Annotated in this window: 21 protein-coding genes and 1 tRNA gene; 14 read left to right on the forward strand and 8 right to left on the reverse strand. The window is 34.3% G+C overall.

Annotated elements, in window-relative coordinates:
- Nucleotides 1-74: 74 nt before the first annotated feature.
- The 7 genes from hisC to FVB9532_RS16825 all read left to right on the forward strand — a co-directional run bounded on the left by hisC (nt 75) and on the right by FVB9532_RS16825 (nt 6,540).
- Nucleotides 75-1,130, forward strand: a complete 1,056-nt coding sequence (gene hisC / locus FVB9532_RS16795; protein ID WP_150546346.1) for a histidinol-phosphate transaminase — start codon at nt 75-77, stop codon at nt 1,128-1,130.
- 188 nt (nt 1,131-1,318) lie between these two features.
- Complete coding sequence (gene hisB, locus FVB9532_RS16800; RefSeq protein ID WP_150546347.1) at nt 1,319-2,461, forward strand: bifunctional histidinol-phosphatase/imidazoleglycerol-phosphate dehydratase HisB; 1,143 nt, start codon at nt 1,319-1,321, stop codon at nt 2,459-2,461.
- Nucleotides 2,462-2,693: 232 nt separating this feature from the next.
- A complete protein-coding gene (gene hisH / locus FVB9532_RS16805) occupies nt 2,694-3,275 on the forward strand; it encodes an imidazole glycerol phosphate synthase subunit HisH (protein ID WP_150546348.1) in 582 nt (193 codons plus the stop codon).
- A 151-nt stretch (nt 3,276-3,426) separates the two neighbouring features.
- Entirely contained in the window at nt 3,427-4,152 is a 726-nt protein-coding gene (gene hisA / locus FVB9532_RS16810; RefSeq protein ID WP_150546349.1) for a 1-(5-phosphoribosyl)-5-[(5-phosphoribosylamino)methylideneamino]imidazole-4-carboxamide isomerase, read from the forward strand.
- 212 nt (nt 4,153-4,364) lie between these two features.
- Nucleotides 4,365-5,120 carry an imidazole glycerol phosphate synthase subunit HisF gene (gene hisF, locus FVB9532_RS16815; RefSeq protein ID WP_150546350.1) on the forward strand — a complete coding sequence of 252 codons (756 nt, stop codon included), beginning with the start codon at nt 4,365-4,367 and terminating at the stop codon, nt 5,118-5,120.
- 179 nt (nt 5,121-5,299) lie between these two features.
- A complete protein-coding gene (hisIE, locus tag FVB9532_RS16820; protein WP_150546351.1) occupies nt 5,300-5,896 on the forward strand; it encodes a bifunctional phosphoribosyl-AMP cyclohydrolase/phosphoribosyl-ATP diphosphatase HisIE in 597 nt (198 codons plus the stop codon).
- Nucleotides 5,896-6,540 (forward strand): thiamine diphosphokinase, encoded by a 645-nt coding sequence (locus FVB9532_RS16825; RefSeq protein ID WP_150546352.1) that lies wholly within the window; start codon nt 5,896-5,898, stop codon nt 6,538-6,540. The genes hisIE and FVB9532_RS16825 overlap by 1 nt, the downstream gene beginning before the upstream one ends.
- A gap of 64 nt (nt 6,541-6,604) precedes the next feature.
- Here FVB9532_RS16825 and FVB9532_RS19940 read toward each other — a convergent pair whose 3' ends face one another.
- The gene (locus FVB9532_RS19940; protein WP_262714411.1) at nt 6,605-6,736 is read right to left on the reverse strand and encodes a hypothetical protein; all 132 of its coding nucleotides are present in this window, start codon (nt 6,734-6,736) and stop codon (nt 6,605-6,607) included.
- Nucleotides 6,737-6,885: 149 nt separating this feature from the next.
- Entirely contained in the window at nt 6,886-7,050 is a 165-nt protein-coding gene (locus FVB9532_RS19540; RefSeq protein WP_194716572.1) for a hypothetical protein, read from the reverse strand.
- Between the two features lie 156 nt (nt 7,051-7,206).
- On the opposite strand from FVB9532_RS19540, the gene FVB9532_RS16830 reads away from it, so the two are divergent.
- Both FVB9532_RS16830 and FVB9532_RS16835 read left to right on the forward strand, forming a co-directional pair.
- The gene (locus FVB9532_RS16830; protein ID WP_150546353.1) at nt 7,207-8,538 is read left to right on the forward strand and encodes a DEAD/DEAH box helicase; all 1,332 of its coding nucleotides are present in this window, start codon (nt 7,207-7,209) and stop codon (nt 8,536-8,538) included.
- Between the two features lie 177 nt (nt 8,539-8,715).
- Nucleotides 8,716-9,396, forward strand: coding sequence for a DUF2461 domain-containing protein (locus tag FVB9532_RS16835; protein WP_150546354.1), 681 nt, complete (start codon nt 8,716-8,718; stop codon nt 9,394-9,396).
- 149 nt (nt 9,397-9,545) lie between these two features.
- Here the strand turns inward: FVB9532_RS16835 and cysM are convergent, their stop codons facing one another.
- Nucleotides 9,546-10,430: a cysteine synthase CysM gene (gene cysM / locus FVB9532_RS16840; RefSeq protein ID WP_150546355.1), complete on the reverse strand. Its 885-nt coding sequence runs from the start codon at nt 10,428-10,430 to the stop codon at nt 9,546-9,548.
- Nucleotides 10,427-11,212: a serine O-acetyltransferase EpsC gene (gene epsC, locus FVB9532_RS16845; RefSeq protein ID WP_150546356.1), complete on the reverse strand. Its 786-nt coding sequence runs from the start codon at nt 11,210-11,212 to the stop codon at nt 10,427-10,429. The genes cysM and epsC overlap by 4 nt, the downstream gene beginning before the upstream one ends.
- A gap of 153 nt (nt 11,213-11,365) precedes the next feature.
- On the opposite strand from epsC, the gene FVB9532_RS16850 reads away from it, so the two are divergent.
- Together FVB9532_RS16850 and FVB9532_RS16855 are read left to right on the forward strand one after the other, a co-directional pair.
- Nucleotides 11,366-12,151, forward strand: a complete 786-nt coding sequence (locus FVB9532_RS16850; protein ID WP_150546357.1) for a tRNA pseudouridine synthase A — start codon at nt 11,366-11,368, stop codon at nt 12,149-12,151.
- A 62-nt stretch (nt 12,152-12,213) separates the two neighbouring features.
- Entirely contained in the window at nt 12,214-12,909 is a 696-nt protein-coding gene (locus FVB9532_RS16855; protein ID WP_150546358.1) for a TVP38/TMEM64 family protein, read from the forward strand.
- A gap of 2 nt (nt 12,910-12,911) precedes the next feature.
- Here FVB9532_RS16855 and FVB9532_RS16860 read toward each other — a convergent pair whose 3' ends face one another.
- The 3 genes from FVB9532_RS16860 to FVB9532_RS16870 form a co-directional block, all read right to left on the reverse strand.
- The gene (locus FVB9532_RS16860) at nt 12,912-13,376 is read right to left on the reverse strand and encodes a DUF3124 domain-containing protein (protein ID WP_228482380.1); all 465 of its coding nucleotides are present in this window, start codon (nt 13,374-13,376) and stop codon (nt 12,912-12,914) included.
- A 62-nt stretch (nt 13,377-13,438) separates the two neighbouring features.
- Nucleotides 13,439-14,521 (reverse strand): magnesium/cobalt transporter CorA, encoded by a 1,083-nt coding sequence (corA, locus tag FVB9532_RS16865; protein ID WP_150546360.1) that lies wholly within the window; start codon nt 14,519-14,521, stop codon nt 13,439-13,441.
- 21 nt (nt 14,522-14,542) lie between these two features.
- On the reverse strand, nt 14,543-14,950 hold the full coding sequence (locus tag FVB9532_RS16870; protein ID WP_150546361.1) for a glyoxalase: 408 nt from the start codon (nt 14,948-14,950) through the stop codon (nt 14,543-14,545).
- Between the two features lie 180 nt (nt 14,951-15,130).
- Between FVB9532_RS16870 and FVB9532_RS16875 the strand changes: the two genes are divergently transcribed.
- Both FVB9532_RS16875 and FVB9532_RS16880 read left to right on the forward strand, forming a co-directional pair.
- Nucleotides 15,131-16,492: an NAD-dependent succinate-semialdehyde dehydrogenase gene (locus tag FVB9532_RS16875; protein WP_150546362.1), complete on the forward strand. Its 1,362-nt coding sequence runs from the start codon at nt 15,131-15,133 to the stop codon at nt 16,490-16,492.
- Between the two features lie 115 nt (nt 16,493-16,607).
- Nucleotides 16,608-16,681 (forward strand) — tRNA-Arg (locus FVB9532_RS16880).
- A 101-nt stretch (nt 16,682-16,782) separates the two neighbouring features.
- Here the strand turns inward: FVB9532_RS16880 and FVB9532_RS16885 are convergent.
- Nucleotides 16,783-17,634: an AraC family transcriptional regulator gene (locus FVB9532_RS16885; protein WP_150546363.1), complete on the reverse strand. Its 852-nt coding sequence runs from the start codon at nt 17,632-17,634 to the stop codon at nt 16,783-16,785.
- A gap of 132 nt (nt 17,635-17,766) precedes the next feature.
- Here FVB9532_RS16885 and FVB9532_RS16890 point away from each other — a divergent pair, with 132 nt between their 5' ends.
- Nucleotides 17,767-18,183: a carboxymuconolactone decarboxylase family protein gene (locus tag FVB9532_RS16890; RefSeq protein WP_150546364.1), complete on the forward strand. Its 417-nt coding sequence runs from the start codon at nt 17,767-17,769 to the stop codon at nt 18,181-18,183.
- Nucleotides 18,184-18,186: the final 3 nt, after the last annotated feature.

Below are 18,186 nucleotides of genomic sequence, written 5' to 3' on the forward strand. Positions count from 1 at the left end.
TTCAGCACCACATCATCTAAAGAATAGAGGTATAAATTTCACCTCAAGTGAATTCGAGAGGTAAAACAATAAATATGAGCGACTTTAATTTACAAAATTTGGTACGAGCAAACGTGCAAGCGTTAAAAACGTATTCGTCTGCAAGAGATGAATATCAAGCAAATGGCGATAAAATGGTTTTTCTCGACGCCAATGAAAATCCGTTTGAGAATGGTTTAAATCGTTATCCAGATCCGCAACAACGCGATTTGAAGGCAGTATTGGCAAAGCTAAAAAATGTAAAGCAAGAACAGATTTTATTAGGGAACGGGAGCGATGAAGTCTTAGATTTATTATTCCGCGCTTTTTGTGAACCCGGCATCGATAAGGTGATTACCTTACCACCAACATACGGGATGTATAAGGTTTTAGCCCAAATTAATAATATCGAAAATCGGGAAGTTTTATTGACGGAAGAATTTCAGCTCGATGTAAAATCTATTTTAAAATCGGCAGATAAACAAACCAAGTTACTTTTTATCTGTTCGCCTAACAACCCGACGGGAAATGCGTTTGATGCCCGAGAAATAAAAGCCATTTTAGAAAATTTCAGGGGAATTGTCGTTATCGATGAAGCTTATATAGATTTTTCATCATATGAGAGTTGGATTGGCTTTCTTGATCTTTATCCCAATTTAATCGTCACCCAAACGCTTTCTAAAGCTTACGGAATGGCTGGAATTCGATTGGGGGTTTGCTACGCCTCTTCAGCAATTATTTCAATATTAACTAAAATTAAACCTCCTTATAACGTCAATCAATTAACTCAGCAAAAAGCTTTAGAGCGTGTGTTGGCTGTTGACGAGGTTTTTGATGAAGTTGAAATGATTTTAAAAGAACGAATTCAGTTGATAAAAGCGCTGGAGGAGATTAGTTTTATTCAAGAAATTTATCCTACCGATGCCAATTTTGTACTAGTGAAAGTTGATGATGCCAACAAGCGTTATCAAGAATTGATTGAAAAAGGAATTGTGATTAGAAACCGAACTACGCAGCCACTTTGCGAAAACACCTTGCGTTTTACGATTGGAACTTTTGAGGAGAATAAAAAGTTAGTTGAAAATTTAAGAATCATAGATAAAGAAATTTAATAGAATTGAAATTAACTATATATCTTCCTGTAAGGTCTTTTTTGATCTTGTAGGTATGAAAATCGATGAAAATTGATACTATAAGGTTTTTGAAACCTTGCAGGAAAAAAGGAAATACAATTTAAATTAATATATGTTTAGTTAAGGCAGATTTGATCTGTTATTTCATACTAATCAAAAAAAATTATATGAAAAAAATCCTATTTATAGACCGTGATGGAACGTTAATTCACGAACCGGAAGATTACCAAATTGACAGTTTAGATAAACTTGAATTTTATCCAGAGGTGATTTACTACCTTTCAAAAATCGCTAAAGAATTAGATTATGAGTTGGTGATGGTAACCAATCAAGATGGTTTGGGAACCGAAGAATTTCCAGAAAAAGATTTCTGGCCCATTCAACATTTTATAGAGAAAGTTTTTGCCAATGAAGGAGCGGGGTTTAAAGAAAGTCTAATCGATAAAACGTATGCTGAAGAAAATGCCGAGACCCGAAAACCCAACATAGGTTTATTAAAACAACAAGGTTATTTAGAGGAAGGAAAATACGATTTAAAAAACTCGTTCATGGTGGGTGATCGTTTAACCGATGTAGAATTTGCATATAATTTTGGCGGAAAAGGTATCTTCATCAATACACACGCAGAATTGGGTGCCGATGAAATTAAGAACAATAAAGAAGAGGTTGAAAATGCTATCGCCTTACAAACCGACTCGTGGAAAGAAATTTATGAGTTTTTAAAACTAAAAGATAGAACAGCAGAAGTTCATAGAAAAACCAATGAAACCGATATTTCTATCGAATTAAATTTAGATGGAACCGGTAAAAGTGAAATTGAGACAGGAATTGCATTTTTCAATCATATGTTAGACCAACTTTCACGTCACGGTCAGATGGATTTAAAGATTAAGGTAAAAGGCGATTTAGAAGTTGATGAACATCATACCATTGAAGATACCGCCATTGCCCTAGGTGAAGTGTTTCAGCAAGCTTTAGGTAACAAATTAGGAATTGAGCGTTATGGTTTTTGTTTACCGATGGATGATTGTTTAGCACAAGTGGCTATCGATTTTGGAGGTAGAAATTGGTTAGTTTGGGAAGCCGATTTTCAACGAGAAATGATTGGAAAAATGCCAACCGAAATGTTTTATCATTTCTTCAAATCTTTTTCAGACGGAGCAAAAGCAAACCTAAATATTAAAGCAGAAGGCACAAATGAGCATCATAAAATTGAAGCCATTTTTAAAGCTTGGGCAAAAGCTATTAAAGCTGCCGTAAAACGAGATACTGAAAAAATGATTTTGCCAAGTACTAAAGGAATGCTTTAGGAGAACTGAGATGTTAGAGATGAGAATTCGTCATACTGAACTTGATTCAGTATCACATCAAGTTTAGAAGATGTTACGAAAGAAAAACAGGATGAGATTCCAGATCAAGTCTGGAATGACGTCGCTAGAAAGAAAAATAAAGCTAGATTATACTGAACTTGTTTCAATATTTCAAAAGAATATGATTAATAAAAACTATATACTCAATTCTAACTACTAATTACTAAATGAAATGAAAATAGTCATTATCAATTACGGAGCGGGAAATATACAAAGCATCAAATTTGCGATACAGCGATTGGGCTTTGAAGCCAAACTGTCTGATGATGTTGAAGAAATTCAGCAAGCCGGTCGAGTGATTTTCCCGGGTGTAGGCGAAGCGAGTAGTGCGATGAAAAAATTAAAAGCAACCGGATTAGATCAACTGATTCCGCAATTAACACAACCGGTATTGGGTATTTGTTTAGGCATGCAATTAATGTGTCAGCACTCAGAAGAAGGAAATACTAAAGGTTTAGGAGTTTTTGATGTTGAAGTGAAGCGTTTTTCAAATCAAGTAAAAGTTCCGCAGATAGGATGGAATCAAATTTCAAATCTTAAATCAGAATTATTTCAAGGTGTAAAAGAACAAGAATTTATGTATCTCGTACATAGTTTTTATGCTGAAAAATGTGACGAGATGATTGCAGAAACCACTTATGATGTTCCGTATGCTTCAGCTTTACAGAAAGACAATTTTTATGGAGTTCAGTTTCATCCTGAAAAAAGTAGTGATGCCGGAGAAAAAATACTAGAGAATTTTTTGAAAGGCTAAAAAGATATCGCTTCATGCTGAACATGTCTGCCGGCGAGGCAGGCTTGATTCAGCATCACATCTAAGTGATAGTTTTTTTTTAATAAATATGCGATGAGATCCCGGATCGAGTCCGGGATGACGAAAAGTCTAAACGAAATCTAATTTAACTATGAGAATCATTCCAGCCATAGATATTATAGACGCTAAGTGTGTTCGACTTTCCAAAGGCGATTACAGCACGAAGAAAGTCTATAATGAAAATCCGCTAGAAATAGCAAAACAATTTGAAGCGCACGGAATTCAACATTTGCATTTAGTCGATTTAGACGGAGCAAAAAGTAAACATATTGTCAACTATAAAATCTTAGAAGAAATCGCTTCAAGAACAAAGTTGAAAATCGATTTTGGTGGCGGACTTAAATCTGATGAAGACCTACGTATCGCTTTTGAAAGTGGAGCGAAGCAAATTACCGGCGGAAGTATTGCAGTAAAAGATAAATCGCTTTTTAGCAGTTGGATTCAGCAGTATGGAAACGAAAAAATTATTTTGGGAGCCGATGCAAAAGAGGAGAAAATTGCCATTTCAGGCTGGCAAGAAGATTCTAAAGAAGAATTGATTCCGTTTATTCAAGAATATCAAGAAGAAGGAATTCAATACGTGATTTGCACTGATATTAGTAAAGATGGTATGCTCGAAGGTCCGTCGTTTCAATTATATCAAAAAATACTAGAAGAATGTCAAGGCGTTAAATTAATTGCTTCCGGCGGAATTTCAACCTTCAAAGAACTCCCCAAACTCGCTGAACTCGGTTGCGAAGGAACCATTATTGGTAAAGCGATTTATGAAAATAGAATTAGTTTAAAACAACTAGAAAACTATATTTTAGAAAGTTGATATTTAGTAATCAGGAATGAAGAGCGTCATGCTGAACCTGCCTGCCGGCGAGGTAGGCTTATTTCAGCATCACATTCAGATTGTAATTTAGTTAAAACAAAACCTAATGAGATCCCATATTAAGTCCGAGAGGACAAATAAGAAATAGAGGTCTTAGAATTAAATAAAGCTAGAAGCCAATGGCTAAAAGCCGTAAACAGTAAACTACACAAATGCTTACCAAACGAATTATTCCTTGCCTAGATATCAAAAACGGAAGAACAGTAAAAGGCGTGAACTTCCTAGATTTAAGAGATGCCGGTGATCCGGTAGAACTGGCACAATTTTATGCAGAAAATGGCGCTGATGAATTAGTGTTTTTAGATATTTCTGCTACTGAAGAGAAACGTAAAACTTTAGCAGATTTAGTGCTTCGCGTGGCCGAAAAAGTGAATATTCCGTTTACGGTTGGCGGCGGAATTTCTTCTGTAGAAGATGTAGATGTATTGTTGCAATCCGGCGCCGATAAGGTTTCCATCAATTCTTCCGCAGTTAAAAGACCGCAATTAATTAATGAACTTTCTGCTAAATTTGGAAGTCAATGTGTGGTTGTAGCTATTGATGCCAAAAAAGTTGAGGATGTGTGGAAAGTACATTTGGTAGGCGGTAAGTTAGCTACCGAACTCAATCTTTTTGATTGGGCAAAAGAAGTAGAACAACGAGGTGCGGGAGAAATTTTATTTACTTCCATGAATAACGATGGGACTAAAAATGGCTTTGCCAATCAAGCTTTAGCTCAACTTTCTACAGGCTTAAATATTCCGATCATTGCCTCGGGCGGAGCAGGAAATATGCAGCATTTTGCAGATACGTTTAAAGAAGGTAAAGCCGATGCAGCTCTTGCAGCGAGTGTTTTTCATTTTAAAGAAATTGCCATTCCAGAGTTAAAAGAATTTTTAAATGAAGAAGGAATTTTAGTTAGAAAATAAAATTTAGTGGCGTCTTGCTGAACTTGTTATACTGAGCTTGTCGATGTGTTAATTCAGCATCACATTTAGATACTAATATTTTTAAAACAAAACACAATGAAATCCCGAATTAAGTTTGGGATAACAAAAAATTGATAATATCACCTCGAGCGGAGTCGAGAGGTCTTTAAATAAAAAATATGAATATAGATTTTAATAAAAATAGCGACGGACTTGTACCGGCAATTATTCAAGATGCAAAAACCTTGAAAGTATTGATGTTGGGCTATATGAATGAAGAAGCCTTTTTAAAGACCAATGAGTCTAAAAAAGTGACATTTTATAGCCGATCCAAACAACGATTATGGACAAAAGGCGAGGAGAGTGGTAATTTTTTACATTTGGTCGATATCAAATTAGATTGCGATAACGATACGTTGTTGATTCATGTAAATCCCGAAGGGCCTGTTTGTCATAAAGGTACAGATACGTGTTGGCAAGAAAAAAACAAACAAGATTATGGTTTTGTTTCTGAATTGGAACAAATCATTGAAAACCGAAAAAATCAATCGGTTGCCCAAGATAGCTATGTAGCTTCCCTCTTTGAAAAAGGAATTAATAAAATTGCGCAGAAAGTAGGAGAAGAAGCCGTAGAAGTGGTAATTGAATCGAAAGATGATAACGATGATTTATTTTTAAATGAATCTGCAGATTTGTTATTTCATTATTTAATTTTGCTGAATGCCAAAGGCTTTCAGTTAAATGATATTGTCAAGGTTTTACAAAAAAGACATTAATGCACATACATCGAGAAAATTATCGATTTGATAGTGAAGTAGTTTTATTTATCAACGGTCAATTCCCTAGTATCGTTCCTGAATTAACTCATTTTAAAAAAATATTTTGTACTGATGGTGCCTATAAAAATCTTCATCAGTTAAATATTCAACCCGATGTAGTTTCCGGTGATTTTGATTCGGTTTTAGTTTCAGAAATTTCTTCAGCAGTGAAAGTGATCGAAACGCCCGATCAAAATGCCACTGATTTTGAAAAAGCTTTGCGAATCATTATTGAGGAAGGTTTTAAGAGTGTTTCGGTTTTTGGCTGTAGCGGATTAGAACAAGATCATTTTTTGGGAAATTTAACTTCTATGCTCAAGCATAAACACGAAATTGACATTCGCTGTTTTGACGATTTCGGATTTTATTTTTTTGCAGAAAAAGAAACTGAAATTGAAGGATTTCAACAAGAGGTTTTTTCTCTATACCCATTTCCTGAAGCAAAAAAGATCACTTCTACCGGAGTAAAATATTCTTTACAAAATGAAAACCTAACTATCACATCCCGAATAGGAACACGAAATACCATCCTAGAAAATCGGGCAACGGTAAGTTTTCAAGAAGGGAATTTGTTGCTGTTTATTCAGGATCGATTATTATAAAATAATTATCATATTCATAGATGAAATTCATCTAACTATTTTGAGGTTTTATCTTAATTACATCTCAAGAAAAATTATAGTTTAAATCTATATATCCTATACAGCCCTCTTCGTTATAACTAATGCTAGTTACCTTGACTTTTCCATTTTTAAAACTTTCTGTACCGGCATTCTTATATTCAAATGTATTCCGCATAGGCTATTTTGGCTCCTAACGAATTAAGTGAGCCATCTACCTTTTTAGTTATTTCCGTAAAAATATGGTTCCATACAATCCTTCGGCAGACATTCTATAAGCAGACTTATAAGCACTACGTTCTAATTGCTCAGCATTCTATAGAATATTTATTCTAGCTCTCGATGTTCTACAAAGTCACTAGCATATTTGTTAGAAGAAGATATAATTGTGCTAGTGTGATGATAATCAATAGTTTGATTACTGTTGATCAAATTTTTATCGAACGTATCACCATTCACTATAAAACCATCTATTATCGGAGGTATCATCATAACTAAAAGAAATCATTAAAAATAAAAACAATAAGAATAGATTTTTTACTTATACAAAAAAGTAATTATTTTAACTGATATTTAAAATAGTTATCTAAATATTTCAATTTTTTTATTGAATTAGAACTACTTTTACAGCAAAATAGGAGTTAAGCTATGGAGTTATTTGAAGATTTTAAAATTAATAAGCAATTACACTATGCGATTGAAGATTTAGGTTTTAAAAAACCTACCCCTATACAGTCTAAATCTTTTCCGGTAATTATGAGTGGGAGAGATGTTGTGGGAATTGCTCAAACGGGAACGGGTAAAACCTTTGCGTATATGCTACCTATTTTACAAAATTTAAAGTTTTCAAAACAAAAACATCCTCGGGTATTAGTTATGGTCCCTACACGGGAACTTGTTTTACAGGTAGAAGAAGAAATTGGCAAATTTGCTAAATACCTCAACCTACGAGTAGCTGCAGTTTATGGAGGCGTTAATATGAATACCCATCACCTATTGGTGGCACAAGGTTGTGATATCGTAGTAGCAACTCCCGGACGATTGTATGACTTAACATTAAGTAGAGCACTTCGGTTAAAAGAAATTAAACAACTGGTGATAGATGAAGTAGATGTGATGCTGGATCTCGGGTTTAGATTTCAGTTAACCAATATTTTAGAAATTTTACCGCCACAGCGTCAAAACATTATGTTCTCGGCAACAATGACTGATGATGTAGACTTATTTATCCAAGATTTTTTCAAGTCTCCAGAGAATATTTCAGTGGCAGTGAGTGGTACACCTTTAGATAATATAGATCAGGTTTGTTATTCAGTTCCTAATTTTTATACCAAAGTAAATTTACTTCAATACCTATTAAAAGATAAGCAGCAGTTTCAAAAAGTTTTAGTTTTTGTGCCGAATAAGAAAAGTGCCGATTTGGTATTTCAATTATTAGAAGAAAAGTTTAATCAGGATGTAGCTGTTATACATTCAAATAAAACTCAAAATTACCGTATTCGATCAATTGAAAGTTTTAATACGGGAGAAGTTCGTGTGTTAGTGACGAGTGATGTGATGTCTCGTGGGCTAGATTTAAATAAAATTACTCATGTAATTAATTTTGATACTCCTTTATTTCCTGAAAATTATATGCACCGTATCGGTAGAACCGGTAGAGCAGAGGAACAGGGAAGTTCTATTTTACTTTATACTGAAAAAGAACAAGCTTACAAAGAAGCAATAGAGAAATTGATGGATTATAAAATCCCCAAATTAGCTTTACCAGAAGGGGTAGAAATTTCTAAAGAGCTTAGCCCCGAAGAAAAGCCAAAGCACAAAGAAAAAGATTTCACGAAACACAAAAAGACAGAAGAAGAAAGAGGAGCAGCATTTCATGAAAAGAAAGAGAAAAACCAAAAAGAAAATTTAGGAGGTTCTTATCGTCGCGAGATCAAAAAGAAATATAAAAAGCCTAAAACTAGAGGAAGTAAAAAATAAGTCATCATCAATTTTTAGTACCACATCTCAAGCGAAGCTTGACCATAAGATGAGGTACCAGATCAAGTTTGGGATGACGAAAATAATAGAAGTACGTTTGCTTCATTCTATGGAATCTCCGATTTTAATCATGATATTAAAAGAATAAGTTTTATAACTTTGAAGAAAAGACTTTCCATGAAATCTGTACCTCAAGAAGTATTAGCTTTTTTACGTCAACTTGAACAAAATAACGATCGCGATTGGTTTAATGACCATAAAGCTGAATTTAAAGCTTTAGAAAGTGAAATGAAAGATTTCTATAAAGAAATTGAAATCAAGCTGAATCTTCACGATCAAATAGAAAAAACAAAAGCGTTTAGAATTTATAGGGACGTGAGGTTTTCTAAAGATAAAACGCCATACAAAACCAATTTTGGGGCAAGCTTTACTCGAAGAAAACCGGCATTACGTGGTGGATATTATGTACATATTCAACCCGAAAATAAATCGTTTATTGCCGTAGGTTTTTGGAACCCCAATAAAGATGATTTATATAGAATTAGGAAAGAAGTAGAAATGGATGCGGAAGAAATACAGGAAATTCTTCAGCAAAAAGACTTGAAAAAATATTGGGGAGAAGTAGAAGGAGAGCGCTTAAAAACTTCCCCTAAAGGATTTGATAAAGAACATCCTGCTATTGATTTATTGAATTTAAAACAATGGACGTTTACCAAAAAATTTACCGATAAAGAAGTAGTTGCCCCTGATTTTGCAACAACTATAGATAAGCATTTTCAAGCTATAAAGCCATTTTTTGATTATATGAGTAGCGTTCTAACCACCGATTTAAATGGCGTTTCCTTGATTGATAATTAAAAATTTCGTCATTCCGTGCTTGGCACGGAATCTCATACCGAATTTATAAAATAATTTTTAGTGATGAGACCCTGAAACAAGTTCAGGGTGACGGAAAAGTAGAAAATAACATTTCTTGATCTTACATTTGCTAAAATAGATGAGGAAATTTACTCCTCAAACAAATCAGAAGAAAGGTAACGATCACCGCGGTCACAAACAATAGAAACTACCACTCCTTCTTCCAGTGTTTCGATAAGCTTTAACGCTGCTGCAGTAGCACCGCCACTGCTCATTCCCGCAAAAACACCTTCTTCTTTAGCTAGACGTATAGTCATAGCTCGTGCTTCTTCTTCACTTACTTCAATAACCTGATCTACCTTTTTAGGGTTAAAAATTTTAGGCAAATATTCTTTTGGCCATTTTCTAATTCCGGGAATGCTAGCATTATCGCTGGGTTGTACACCTACAATTTTGATATCACTATTTTTCTCTTTTAAAAAAGTAGAAGTTCCCATAATGGTTCCGGTGGTTCCCATAGAAGATACAAAATGAGTGACCTTATGCTCGGTATCGTTCCAAATTTCTGGTCCGGTGGTTTTGTAATGCGCTTTCCAGTTATCGTCGTTAGCAAATTGATTTAAGCCCACATAACCTTCATGGGCAACTTTGTTATCGGCATAATCACGAGCAGCTTCAATGCCACGATCGCTAGGAGTTAAAGTAACTTTTGCTCCGTAGGCACGCATCGTTTGTACACGTTCTTTGGTAGCGTTTTCAGGCATTACCAATTCTATGTTTAGTTGATAAAGATTGGCAATAAGTGCGAGTGCAATTCCGGTATTTCCACTGGTCGCTTCAATTAACTTGGTATTTTTATCGATATCGCCACGTTCTATCGCACTTTTGATCATATTGTAGGCAGGACGATCTTTTACGCTTCCGCCTGGATTTTGCCCTTCTAATTTAAAATAGAGCTTTACGTTTTTGTTCTTGTTCAGTTGTTGGGCCTCAACTAGCGGCGTGTTGCCTATTAAATCTAAGATAGTACTCATGAGTTTTGCTTAATTTTTATTTCTGGACTGTGGGTAACAATAGAATTTTCTGGAATGGAAGAGGTGAGCCAAACATTTCCGCCAATCACACTGTTTTTTCCTACCGTCGTTTTTCCGCCTAAAATGGTGGCATTGGCGTAAATGGTAACTTGATCTTCTACGGTAGGATGCCTTTTTGTGTTTTTTAGATTTTTTTCAACATATAAAGCTCCTAGCGTAACCCCTTGGTAAATTTTTACCTCATTTTTTATCACAGCAGTCTCCCCAATAACAATTCCGGTAGCATGATCGATAAAAAAAGAAGTTCCAATTTGAGCTCCGGGATGAATATCTACTCCGGTAAGCCGATGTGCATATTCGGTCATCATACGAGGAACCAGTGGGAAACCGGCTTTATAAAATTCATGGGCAAACCTATAAATGGCTACTGCAAAAAATCCTGGATAACATAAATAAACTTCTTCAATAGAATTGGAAGCCGGATCATTTTTATGAATGGCTTCGGCATCTTTATTCAATTTGCAGAGCAATTCCGGTAGCTTGGTAATGTAATTTTGCCAAAGTTTGCTACAAGGTTTTTCATGGTCCCAACAGGCTAAATCTACTAATTCTTTAAAGTCTTCCTCTAGCTCATTCAAATTCTTTTCAACAGGGATTTCAGCATCAAAAAGGGTGTGAAATAACTTATTGGTAAAGTTTTCGGTAGCGGTTTTCAGCCGAAATTTTAAATGCGGATTTAGTTTTTGGTTCTCTAGTTGAGCAATAATTTCTTGTTTATTCATGTATCGAAAATTCTAGCAACTCAAAGTTAGAAATTATTCTGTTGCCTACTTTAAAAATGCAGCAACAAAATACTTATGTTGATTTGATTTAGACGAAATACCTTTAATTTCTTGACAGTTTCTGAATAGTGTTTATTTTTGAAAGAAAAGGAGATGCAACGAGTTAGGTTTTATTACCTTATTAAACTTCAATATTTAGGCTTTCGTTTTCACGGTTGGCAAAAACAGCCTGATGTGATTACGGTTGAAAAAATGGTAGAACGAACTACCGCATATGTGTTGGGACGAAAGAATTTTAAACTTTTGGCTTCCGGTAGGACCGATGCAAAAGTTTCGGTTAATCAAACGTATATCGAACTTTTTGTGGATAAAGCACCGATTGATGTAAAAGAATTTTTACCTGAATTCAATAAAAACCTTCCTCCGGATATTCGAGCTTTGGATATCACAGAAACCGATAAAGACTTCAATATTATTAATCACCCCAAGCAAAAAGAGTATTTGTATTTTTTTGCTTATGGCGAAAAGTTTCATCCGTTTTGTGCACCGTTTATGACGTATTTTAAAGATGATTTAGATATTGAGTTGATGCAGCAAGGTGCTAAATTATTTGAAGGAGAACATGATTTTTGGTCGTATGCTTTTAGACCTAAACCTGAAACGATAACACAGGGGAAAATTGATTTTTGTGAGTTAACAGAAAATGATATTTATACGGCAAATTTCTTTCCGAAGAAAAGTTATGTATTAAAAATTAGAGGAAAAGGTTTTAAACGGCATCAAATTAGGTTAATGATGGGTGCTTTATTTGATTTGGGTAGGGGAGATGTAGATTTGAATTTTATAGAAAAAACCTTAGAAGGGGAAAATAGAATTAAATTAGAACACATAGCTCAACCTTCCGGATTAATTTTGAAAGAAGTAAAATTGGAGGAGTAATTTGATATTTATTTAGGAAATTTTAGTTTTTGCTTTATTATTTTTGAGAAAACTCAATAAAATTGAAAGCAGCGAATATTGCCAAATACAGTTCTTTGTATTTTACATTAACCTTAGTAGTGGGATTAGTAATTTTATATTTTGTTTATCCTGATTTTCAAAATGCGATGAACGATTTATGGGAAGCTCTAAAATCTGGTGAGCAACAACAAATTTCTTCTACCATTAAAAGTTTTGGTGGTTGGGGGATCGCCGCAATTATCTTGATTATTGTTTTACAAATGTTTTTGGTGATTTTTCCTTCGTGGTTACCAATGATAGCTGCAGCTTTGGTATATGGGACTATTCCTTCTATTCTTATGTCTTCAGCAGGGGTTTTCTTGGCCTCTACCATTGGTTATTCTATAGGAATTGGGTTAAGTGAGAAAGCATTACATAAATTTATTAGTGACAAAACTTTTGAAAAACTGAAATATTGGGTGGGCAATTATGGTTTTTGGAGTATTGTATTATTTAGGATTTCTCCCTTTTTATCGAATGATGCCATTAGTATTTTAGCGGGTGGGGTAAAAATGAAATATGTGAAATTTATTACCGCAACCATGTTAGGGATTGTACCGTTAGCAACAGCTATTGCCCTATTTGCTGAAAATATAGAAACTTTAAAAACCGGATTGTATTGGATTGGCGGAGCAGGAGTTGTGATTTATGCTATTTTTATTTATGTAGATCATAAAAAGCGCAAGACAAGCGACTAGGTTTATTCAATTCTAACACCTTGGCTAATAAACGACAACCCTTGCTGACTGGTAGTGGAAATCATCACACTTTCAAAAAGTGGCTCATGAGCATTTTTGTTTATCTTCCAAACAAAAATGAAATTACCTCCGGTTCCACCTGCGATTTCTTGTTCATTAATCACGATTTCCAATGTTTCCATCGGTGCGATAAAAATTGTTTTTTCTAAATAAGGTTTTATTAATTTTCCTTCGGTAGAATAGTGGTCTGCTTTTTCTAAATATAGCGTATCAGATAAGCTAGTATTCCGCATACTTACGGTAACGGTAAGATTATGTTTTCGATGTTCAGAAAGGCTATAAACTTGAGAATATATAGATAGGTAAGTTTTCCCTTCGTTTAAAAGTGAATCAGCCTCAATAGTTGTTGCTAACCTTTCTTTCAAATGTAATGAGGGAGGCTGTTCATGCGATTTATTTGTTTCCATACAAGAAATACAAAAGATAGCACATAGTAGTATTAGTAATACTTTTTTCATTAGAGGTTAGCTTATAGCCATTTTTTGCGTTTAAAATACCAAATCATCATACAAAAAACAACGAACATAAGTCCTAAAAGATAGAAATAACCATACTTTAACTGAAGTTCGGGAATATATTCAAAATTCATCCCATAAATTCCGGCCATAAAAGTTAAAGGGATAAAAATACTAGCCATTATGGTTAGCACTTTCATTACCTCATTCATTTTATTGCTAATGGTAGTCATATACATATCCATAAGTCCCCAAATCATTTCTCGATAAATCTCGATATTTTCAGAAATTTGAGTAATATGATCTTGTAAATCTCTAAGGTAACTATGTGTTTTTTGGTCAATGAGTTCGTGTTGACTATTTTCTAACCGATTGACGACTTCTCGCAGCGGATGAATAGCTTTTCTAATACGTAATACTTCTCGTTTAAGATCTTGTATTTCTTGGGTCATATCTTCTTCTACCGCTTGGGTAAAAAGGGAATCTTCAAGGCTTTCTATCTTCTCGCTTAATGCTTCAATAATAATAAAGTAATTATCGACAACGGCATCCATCAGGGCATACATTAAATAGTCTGAACCAGAAGTGCGCATTCTGCCTTTTGTATTATTAATACGTTCTCGAACTCCATCAAAAACATCACCATCAGCCTCTTGAAAGGTAAGTACAAAACCTTCACCGGCAACAATGCTTAAATGTTCATTTACAAATTCATTTTGGCTGTCGTTATAAAGCATTTTAACCACTACAAAAATATAATCGTCGTAATCGTCAAACTTTGGACGTTGTTGAGTGTTTACAATATCTTCTATAATTAATGGATGTAGATGATAATGCTTCCCCAGTTCTTCAATCTCTTTAGTATGGTTTAAGCCGTTAATATTAATCCAGGTAATGTTGTCTTTTCCTTTAAAATGAAAAGCATCATCTACCTTATTACTATTTTCACGGGTGACTTTATCCTTGTCGAAATTTATAATTTCAACAGAAGGGTTTTCTGTTTCTTTATTCCCTACATAGGTAACCTGTCCGGGAATTTGATTAACTGAAGTATTCTTTACTTTTTGCTTTTTTTTATGCCTTCTTCTTACTCTCATAAAAGTAAAAATAGTATAATTTTAGAAAACATAATCTTGTTCTAAAAGCTGAATACTATTTTGAAGCCTGTCCCTCACCAAATTCATCATTCGTTTATTTAAGGCTGAAGAATTTTCGATATACGTAAGGTATTCATTCACCGTAAATTGGCCAATGATCATTCCTTTTAAACTATTTCTAAACTTCATGTCTTTATGAATAACATTATCAATGTAGCCTAATCTTCTTTCTAAAGAAAGTTCAAAAAATACATTTTTATGTTTTTTGATATAGTTTTTAAAAGCTTCTATCAATAAATGATGCTGAAGTTTAATGACCGGTCGTAAAGTAGCATTTTGAAATCGTTCTTCAGAAGACATATTCTCAGCTACCTTAGCAGAAGGAATTTCGGGTCTAATGTGTAGTAAATACTCGTCGCGAACATCCATAAGTAAGTGATTTTTAATAAATTTACGTAATCCAACTTATCTTAAGTTAATTGAGTCTTAAGACTTATACACCAACTTGTTAACAATAAGTGGCGTTAAATTACTCTTAATTGAAAATGCTATCATCCCCAGTATTTTTAAATTGAGACGAAGAATCAAAAAGTTAAAATACTAGATAGAATGCTTACATCCATAAATCCTTATACCGGTGAGAAAATTGAAAAATTTAAAGTTCACACCAAATCAGATATTTCTAAAAAAATAAAAAAGGCCGATAAGACATTTCAAGATTGGCGGCACGTTTCTTTTGAAAGAAAAAAAGAATTAATGCTGAAGTTGGCTGATGAATTGCGGAACAATAAAAAAGATTATGCCACAGCCATTACTAAAGAAATGGGAAAACCTATTACACAAGCTATAGCCGAAATTGAAAAATGTGCTTGGGTGTGTGAATATTATGCTGAAAATGCAAAAAATCAACTTGAAAAAGAGATAATAGAAACCGATGCAAAAGAATCTTATGTGCGTTACGATCCGTTAGGAGTAATTCTTGCTGTCATGCCTTGGAATTATCCTTTTTGGCAAGTATTTAGATTTATTGCCCCGGCTTTAATGGCAGGAAATGTAGGTCTTTTAAAACATGCCAGCAATGTAATGCGCTGTGCAGAAAATATAGAACAAGCCATTTTAAATGCCGGTTTTCCTGAAGGTTGTTTCCAAAACCTAATTATTGGCAGTAAAAAGGTAGAACAAATTATTAGGGATAAACGTGTAAAAGCAGTCACCTTAACCGGAAGTAAACCCGCAGGAAGTTCGGTGGCTTCCATTGCCGGAGAAGAAATAAAAAAATCGGTGTTGGAATTGGGGGGAAGTAACGCCTTAGTGGTTTTTGAAGATGCGAATATTACCGAAACCGTAAAAACCTGTGTGCAAGCCAGGTTTCAAAATACCGGACAAAGTTGTATTGCCGGAAAACGTCTAATTGTTCAAGAATCTATTTATGAAGAATTTTTGGAAGAATTTATCACACAAGTTCGTGAATTGAAGAGTGGAGACCCGATGGATGAAGAAACATATATAGGTGTGCTAGCACGTGAAGATTTGGCGATAGACTTAGAAGAACAATTAGAAAAATCTAAAAAGCAAGGAGCAAAAGTAGTGTTGGGCGGAAAACGAAATAAAACTTATTTTGAGCCTACTATCGTGATTAACGTTAATAAAAAGATGACTATTTTTAAAGAGGAAACCTTTGGGCCTCTAATGGCCGTAACCCGATTTAATTCTGATATGGAAGCTATTGATTTGGTCAATAGATCAGCTTTTGGATTAGGAGTTTCTATTTTTACAGAGGATTACGAAAGGGCAAAAGCTTTAATTCCGCAGTTTGAAGATGGAGCTGTTTTTGTTAACGAACTAGTAAAAAGTGATCCGCGTTTACCTTTTGGAGGAACCAAGGAATCAGGTTATGGAAGAGAACTTTCTTCCCACGGAATTAAAGAGTTTTTAAACAGAAAGACCGTTTACATTAATAAATATGAGTAAAAATTAAAATTTTTCTTTCTGAATATGAGTGAATTAATTATTTGTTCATTTTTTTGAAGAATTTAGGGTTGTTTTATTCAGAAGTATTAATATATTTGCAACCGCTTTTAAGCTTGGTCGCGTAGCTCAGTTGGATAGAGCATCTGCCTTCTAAGCAGACGGTCACAGGTTCGAATCCTGTCGCGATCACTTAGAAAACCAAAAACCTCTTGTTTTACAAGGGGTTTTTTTATGTCTGAGATTTAACTTTCCCAATGAAGTATTCCGCGCTTTTTTATCTATTGAAAAAATTAATTCCTGTTATTTTGTATTTCCTTTCTTGTTTCCCGCATTCCCTTACCTGTATATTTTTTCATCATCCTATTGAGATGGCTACTATCGGTAAAACCAAGTTCGGAAGCTATTTCCTGAAAAGAAACATCGGTAAATTTTGCTCTTGCCCCTGCTATACGTAGTTTAGAACAAATTAAGTAATCTTGAAACTTTTGGGATGTATTCCTTTTAAAATACTCACTGAAATAATTTTTGGAAATATTGAACTTTTGAGATAGATAACCCACTGTCAGTTTTTCGGGTTCAAGAAGATTAAAGTCTATAAAATTCAGGATTTCGGCAATTTTTTTATCTGTAAAATGATGCCCTCTGTATTTCTTGTCCTGTATGTTCCGACTGATGATTGCGATTAACGAAACCAATGTATTCTGAATTATAAAGGTGCTACAACCTGCTTTTTTTTGATATTCATAAAGAATGATGTCCAAAAGCCTCTTTAATTGCATTCGATCATCAAGATTATCTATTAATTCCCCCGATAGGTAATCGTGATTGCCAATGATGAAATTCAGGGAATTGAACCACTTGCTATAATCTACCGTTTCGTTGGGATTTGGTAAAAAGTAACTTGCCGTGAAGCGAAGAAAGAGAAAACGTGTTTTCTTTTCAATAACGTACATATGACAACGTGCCGCAGGTAAAAGAAATATACCGTTTTTTCTGTACGGATATGCAATATGGTTTACACGATGTAAGCCTTTGCCGTTTAAGATATAAACCAACTCAAAAAAATTGTTTTTTCGGTTTCTTTCTTTCCATTCGCTGTAATCCACGATTTCAATAGCGAATGTATCGTGTATCTGCTCCATCAGACAAAGGTGCAAAAAACAGTACTAAAAAACACAATATCCAATTAGGATACTGTTATTTCCTTTTTGATTACGGCATCTGAAAATAGGACAGCAATACCTTTGCAAGGTCATTTAAAACAAAAAAAGAAGATGGATTATAAAGAAATCGCAAAAAAGACCATTGGTTGCCTTTACCAGTCACACACAAGTATCAGGCAGTCCGGTATTGACAATAAATTAGTAGCCTTAGCAGAATTACGTACCTCACAACTCAATGGTTGTGCCTATTGCTGTAGTTTTCACGCAGAAGAACTTCGTAAAATGGGCATAGACCAAAAATTGATAGATACAATCCCAGGTCATAAGCATTCTTTTTCTTTTGATATAAAACAGGAACTTGTTTTAAAATGGGCAGATGCGATAACCGTGCTTTCTGATGAGGTGAATATAATCAAACAAGAAATGGAGCACCATTTTTCACAAAGGGAATTGGTTGAACTAACAGCAAGTATTTCACTTATGAACACACTGAACAGGCTTCGCATTACACTAGGAGATAAATTTTAAAGT

Origin of the sequence: Mesonia oceanica (genome assembly GCF_902499555.1) — a bacterium.
GTDB lineage: Bacteria > Bacteroidota > Bacteroidia > Flavobacteriales > Flavobacteriaceae > Mesonia > Mesonia oceanica.

Bases quoted from the DNA above. Each gene is read 5' to 3' on its own strand.
- hisC (WP_150546346.1), top strand. From the start codon at position 75: ATGAGCGACTTTAATTTACAAAATTTGGTACGAGCAAACGTGCAAGCG.
- hisB (WP_150546347.1), top strand. From the start codon at position 1,319: ATGAAAAAAATCCTATTTATAGACCGTGATGGAACGTTAATTCACGAA.
- hisH (WP_150546348.1), top strand. From the start codon at position 2,694: ATGAAAATAGTCATTATCAATTACGGAGCGGGAAATATACAAAGCATC.
- hisA (WP_150546349.1), top strand. From the start codon at position 3,427: ATGAGAATCATTCCAGCCATAGATATTATAGACGCTAAGTGTGTTCGA.
- hisF (WP_150546350.1), top strand. From the start codon at position 4,365: ATGCTTACCAAACGAATTATTCCTTGCCTAGATATCAAAAACGGAAGA.
- hisIE (WP_150546351.1), top strand. From the start codon at position 5,300: ATGAATATAGATTTTAATAAAAATAGCGACGGACTTGTACCGGCAATT.
- FVB9532_RS16825 (WP_150546352.1), top strand. From the start codon at position 5,896: ATGCACATACATCGAGAAAATTATCGATTTGATAGTGAAGTAGTTTTA.
- FVB9532_RS19940 (WP_262714411.1), bottom strand. From the start codon at position 6,736: ATGCGGAATACATTTGAATATAAGAATGCCGGTACAGAAAGTTTTAAA.
- FVB9532_RS19540 (WP_194716572.1), bottom strand. From the start codon at position 7,050: ATGATGATACCTCCGATAATAGATGGTTTTATAGTGAATGGTGATACG.
- FVB9532_RS16830 (WP_150546353.1), top strand. From the start codon at position 7,207: ATGGAGTTATTTGAAGATTTTAAAATTAATAAGCAATTACACTATGCG.
- FVB9532_RS16835 (WP_150546354.1), top strand. From the start codon at position 8,716: ATGAAATCTGTACCTCAAGAAGTATTAGCTTTTTTACGTCAACTTGAA.
- cysM (WP_150546355.1), bottom strand. From the start codon at position 10,430: ATGAGTACTATCTTAGATTTAATAGGCAACACGCCGCTAGTTGAGGCC.
- epsC (WP_150546356.1), bottom strand. From the start codon at position 11,212: ATGAATAAACAAGAAATTATTGCTCAACTAGAGAACCAAAAACTAAAT.
- FVB9532_RS16850 (WP_150546357.1), top strand. From the start codon at position 11,366: ATGCAACGAGTTAGGTTTTATTACCTTATTAAACTTCAATATTTAGGC.
- FVB9532_RS16860 (WP_228482380.1), bottom strand. From the start codon at position 13,376: ATGGAAACAAATAAATCGCATGAACAGCCTCCCTCATTACATTTGAAA.
- corA (WP_150546360.1), bottom strand. From the start codon at position 14,521: ATGAGAGTAAGAAGAAGGCATAAAAAAAAGCAAAAAGTAAAGAATACT.
- FVB9532_RS16870 (WP_150546361.1), bottom strand. From the start codon at position 14,950: ATGGATGTTCGCGACGAGTATTTACTACACATTAGACCCGAAATTCCT.
- FVB9532_RS16875 (WP_150546362.1), top strand. From the start codon at position 15,131: ATGCTTACATCCATAAATCCTTATACCGGTGAGAAAATTGAAAAATTT.
- FVB9532_RS16885 (WP_150546363.1), bottom strand. From the start codon at position 17,634: ATGGAGCAGATACACGATACATTCGCTATTGAAATCGTGGATTACAGC.
- FVB9532_RS16890 (WP_150546364.1), top strand. From the start codon at position 17,767: ATGGATTATAAAGAAATCGCAAAAAAGACCATTGGTTGCCTTTACCAG.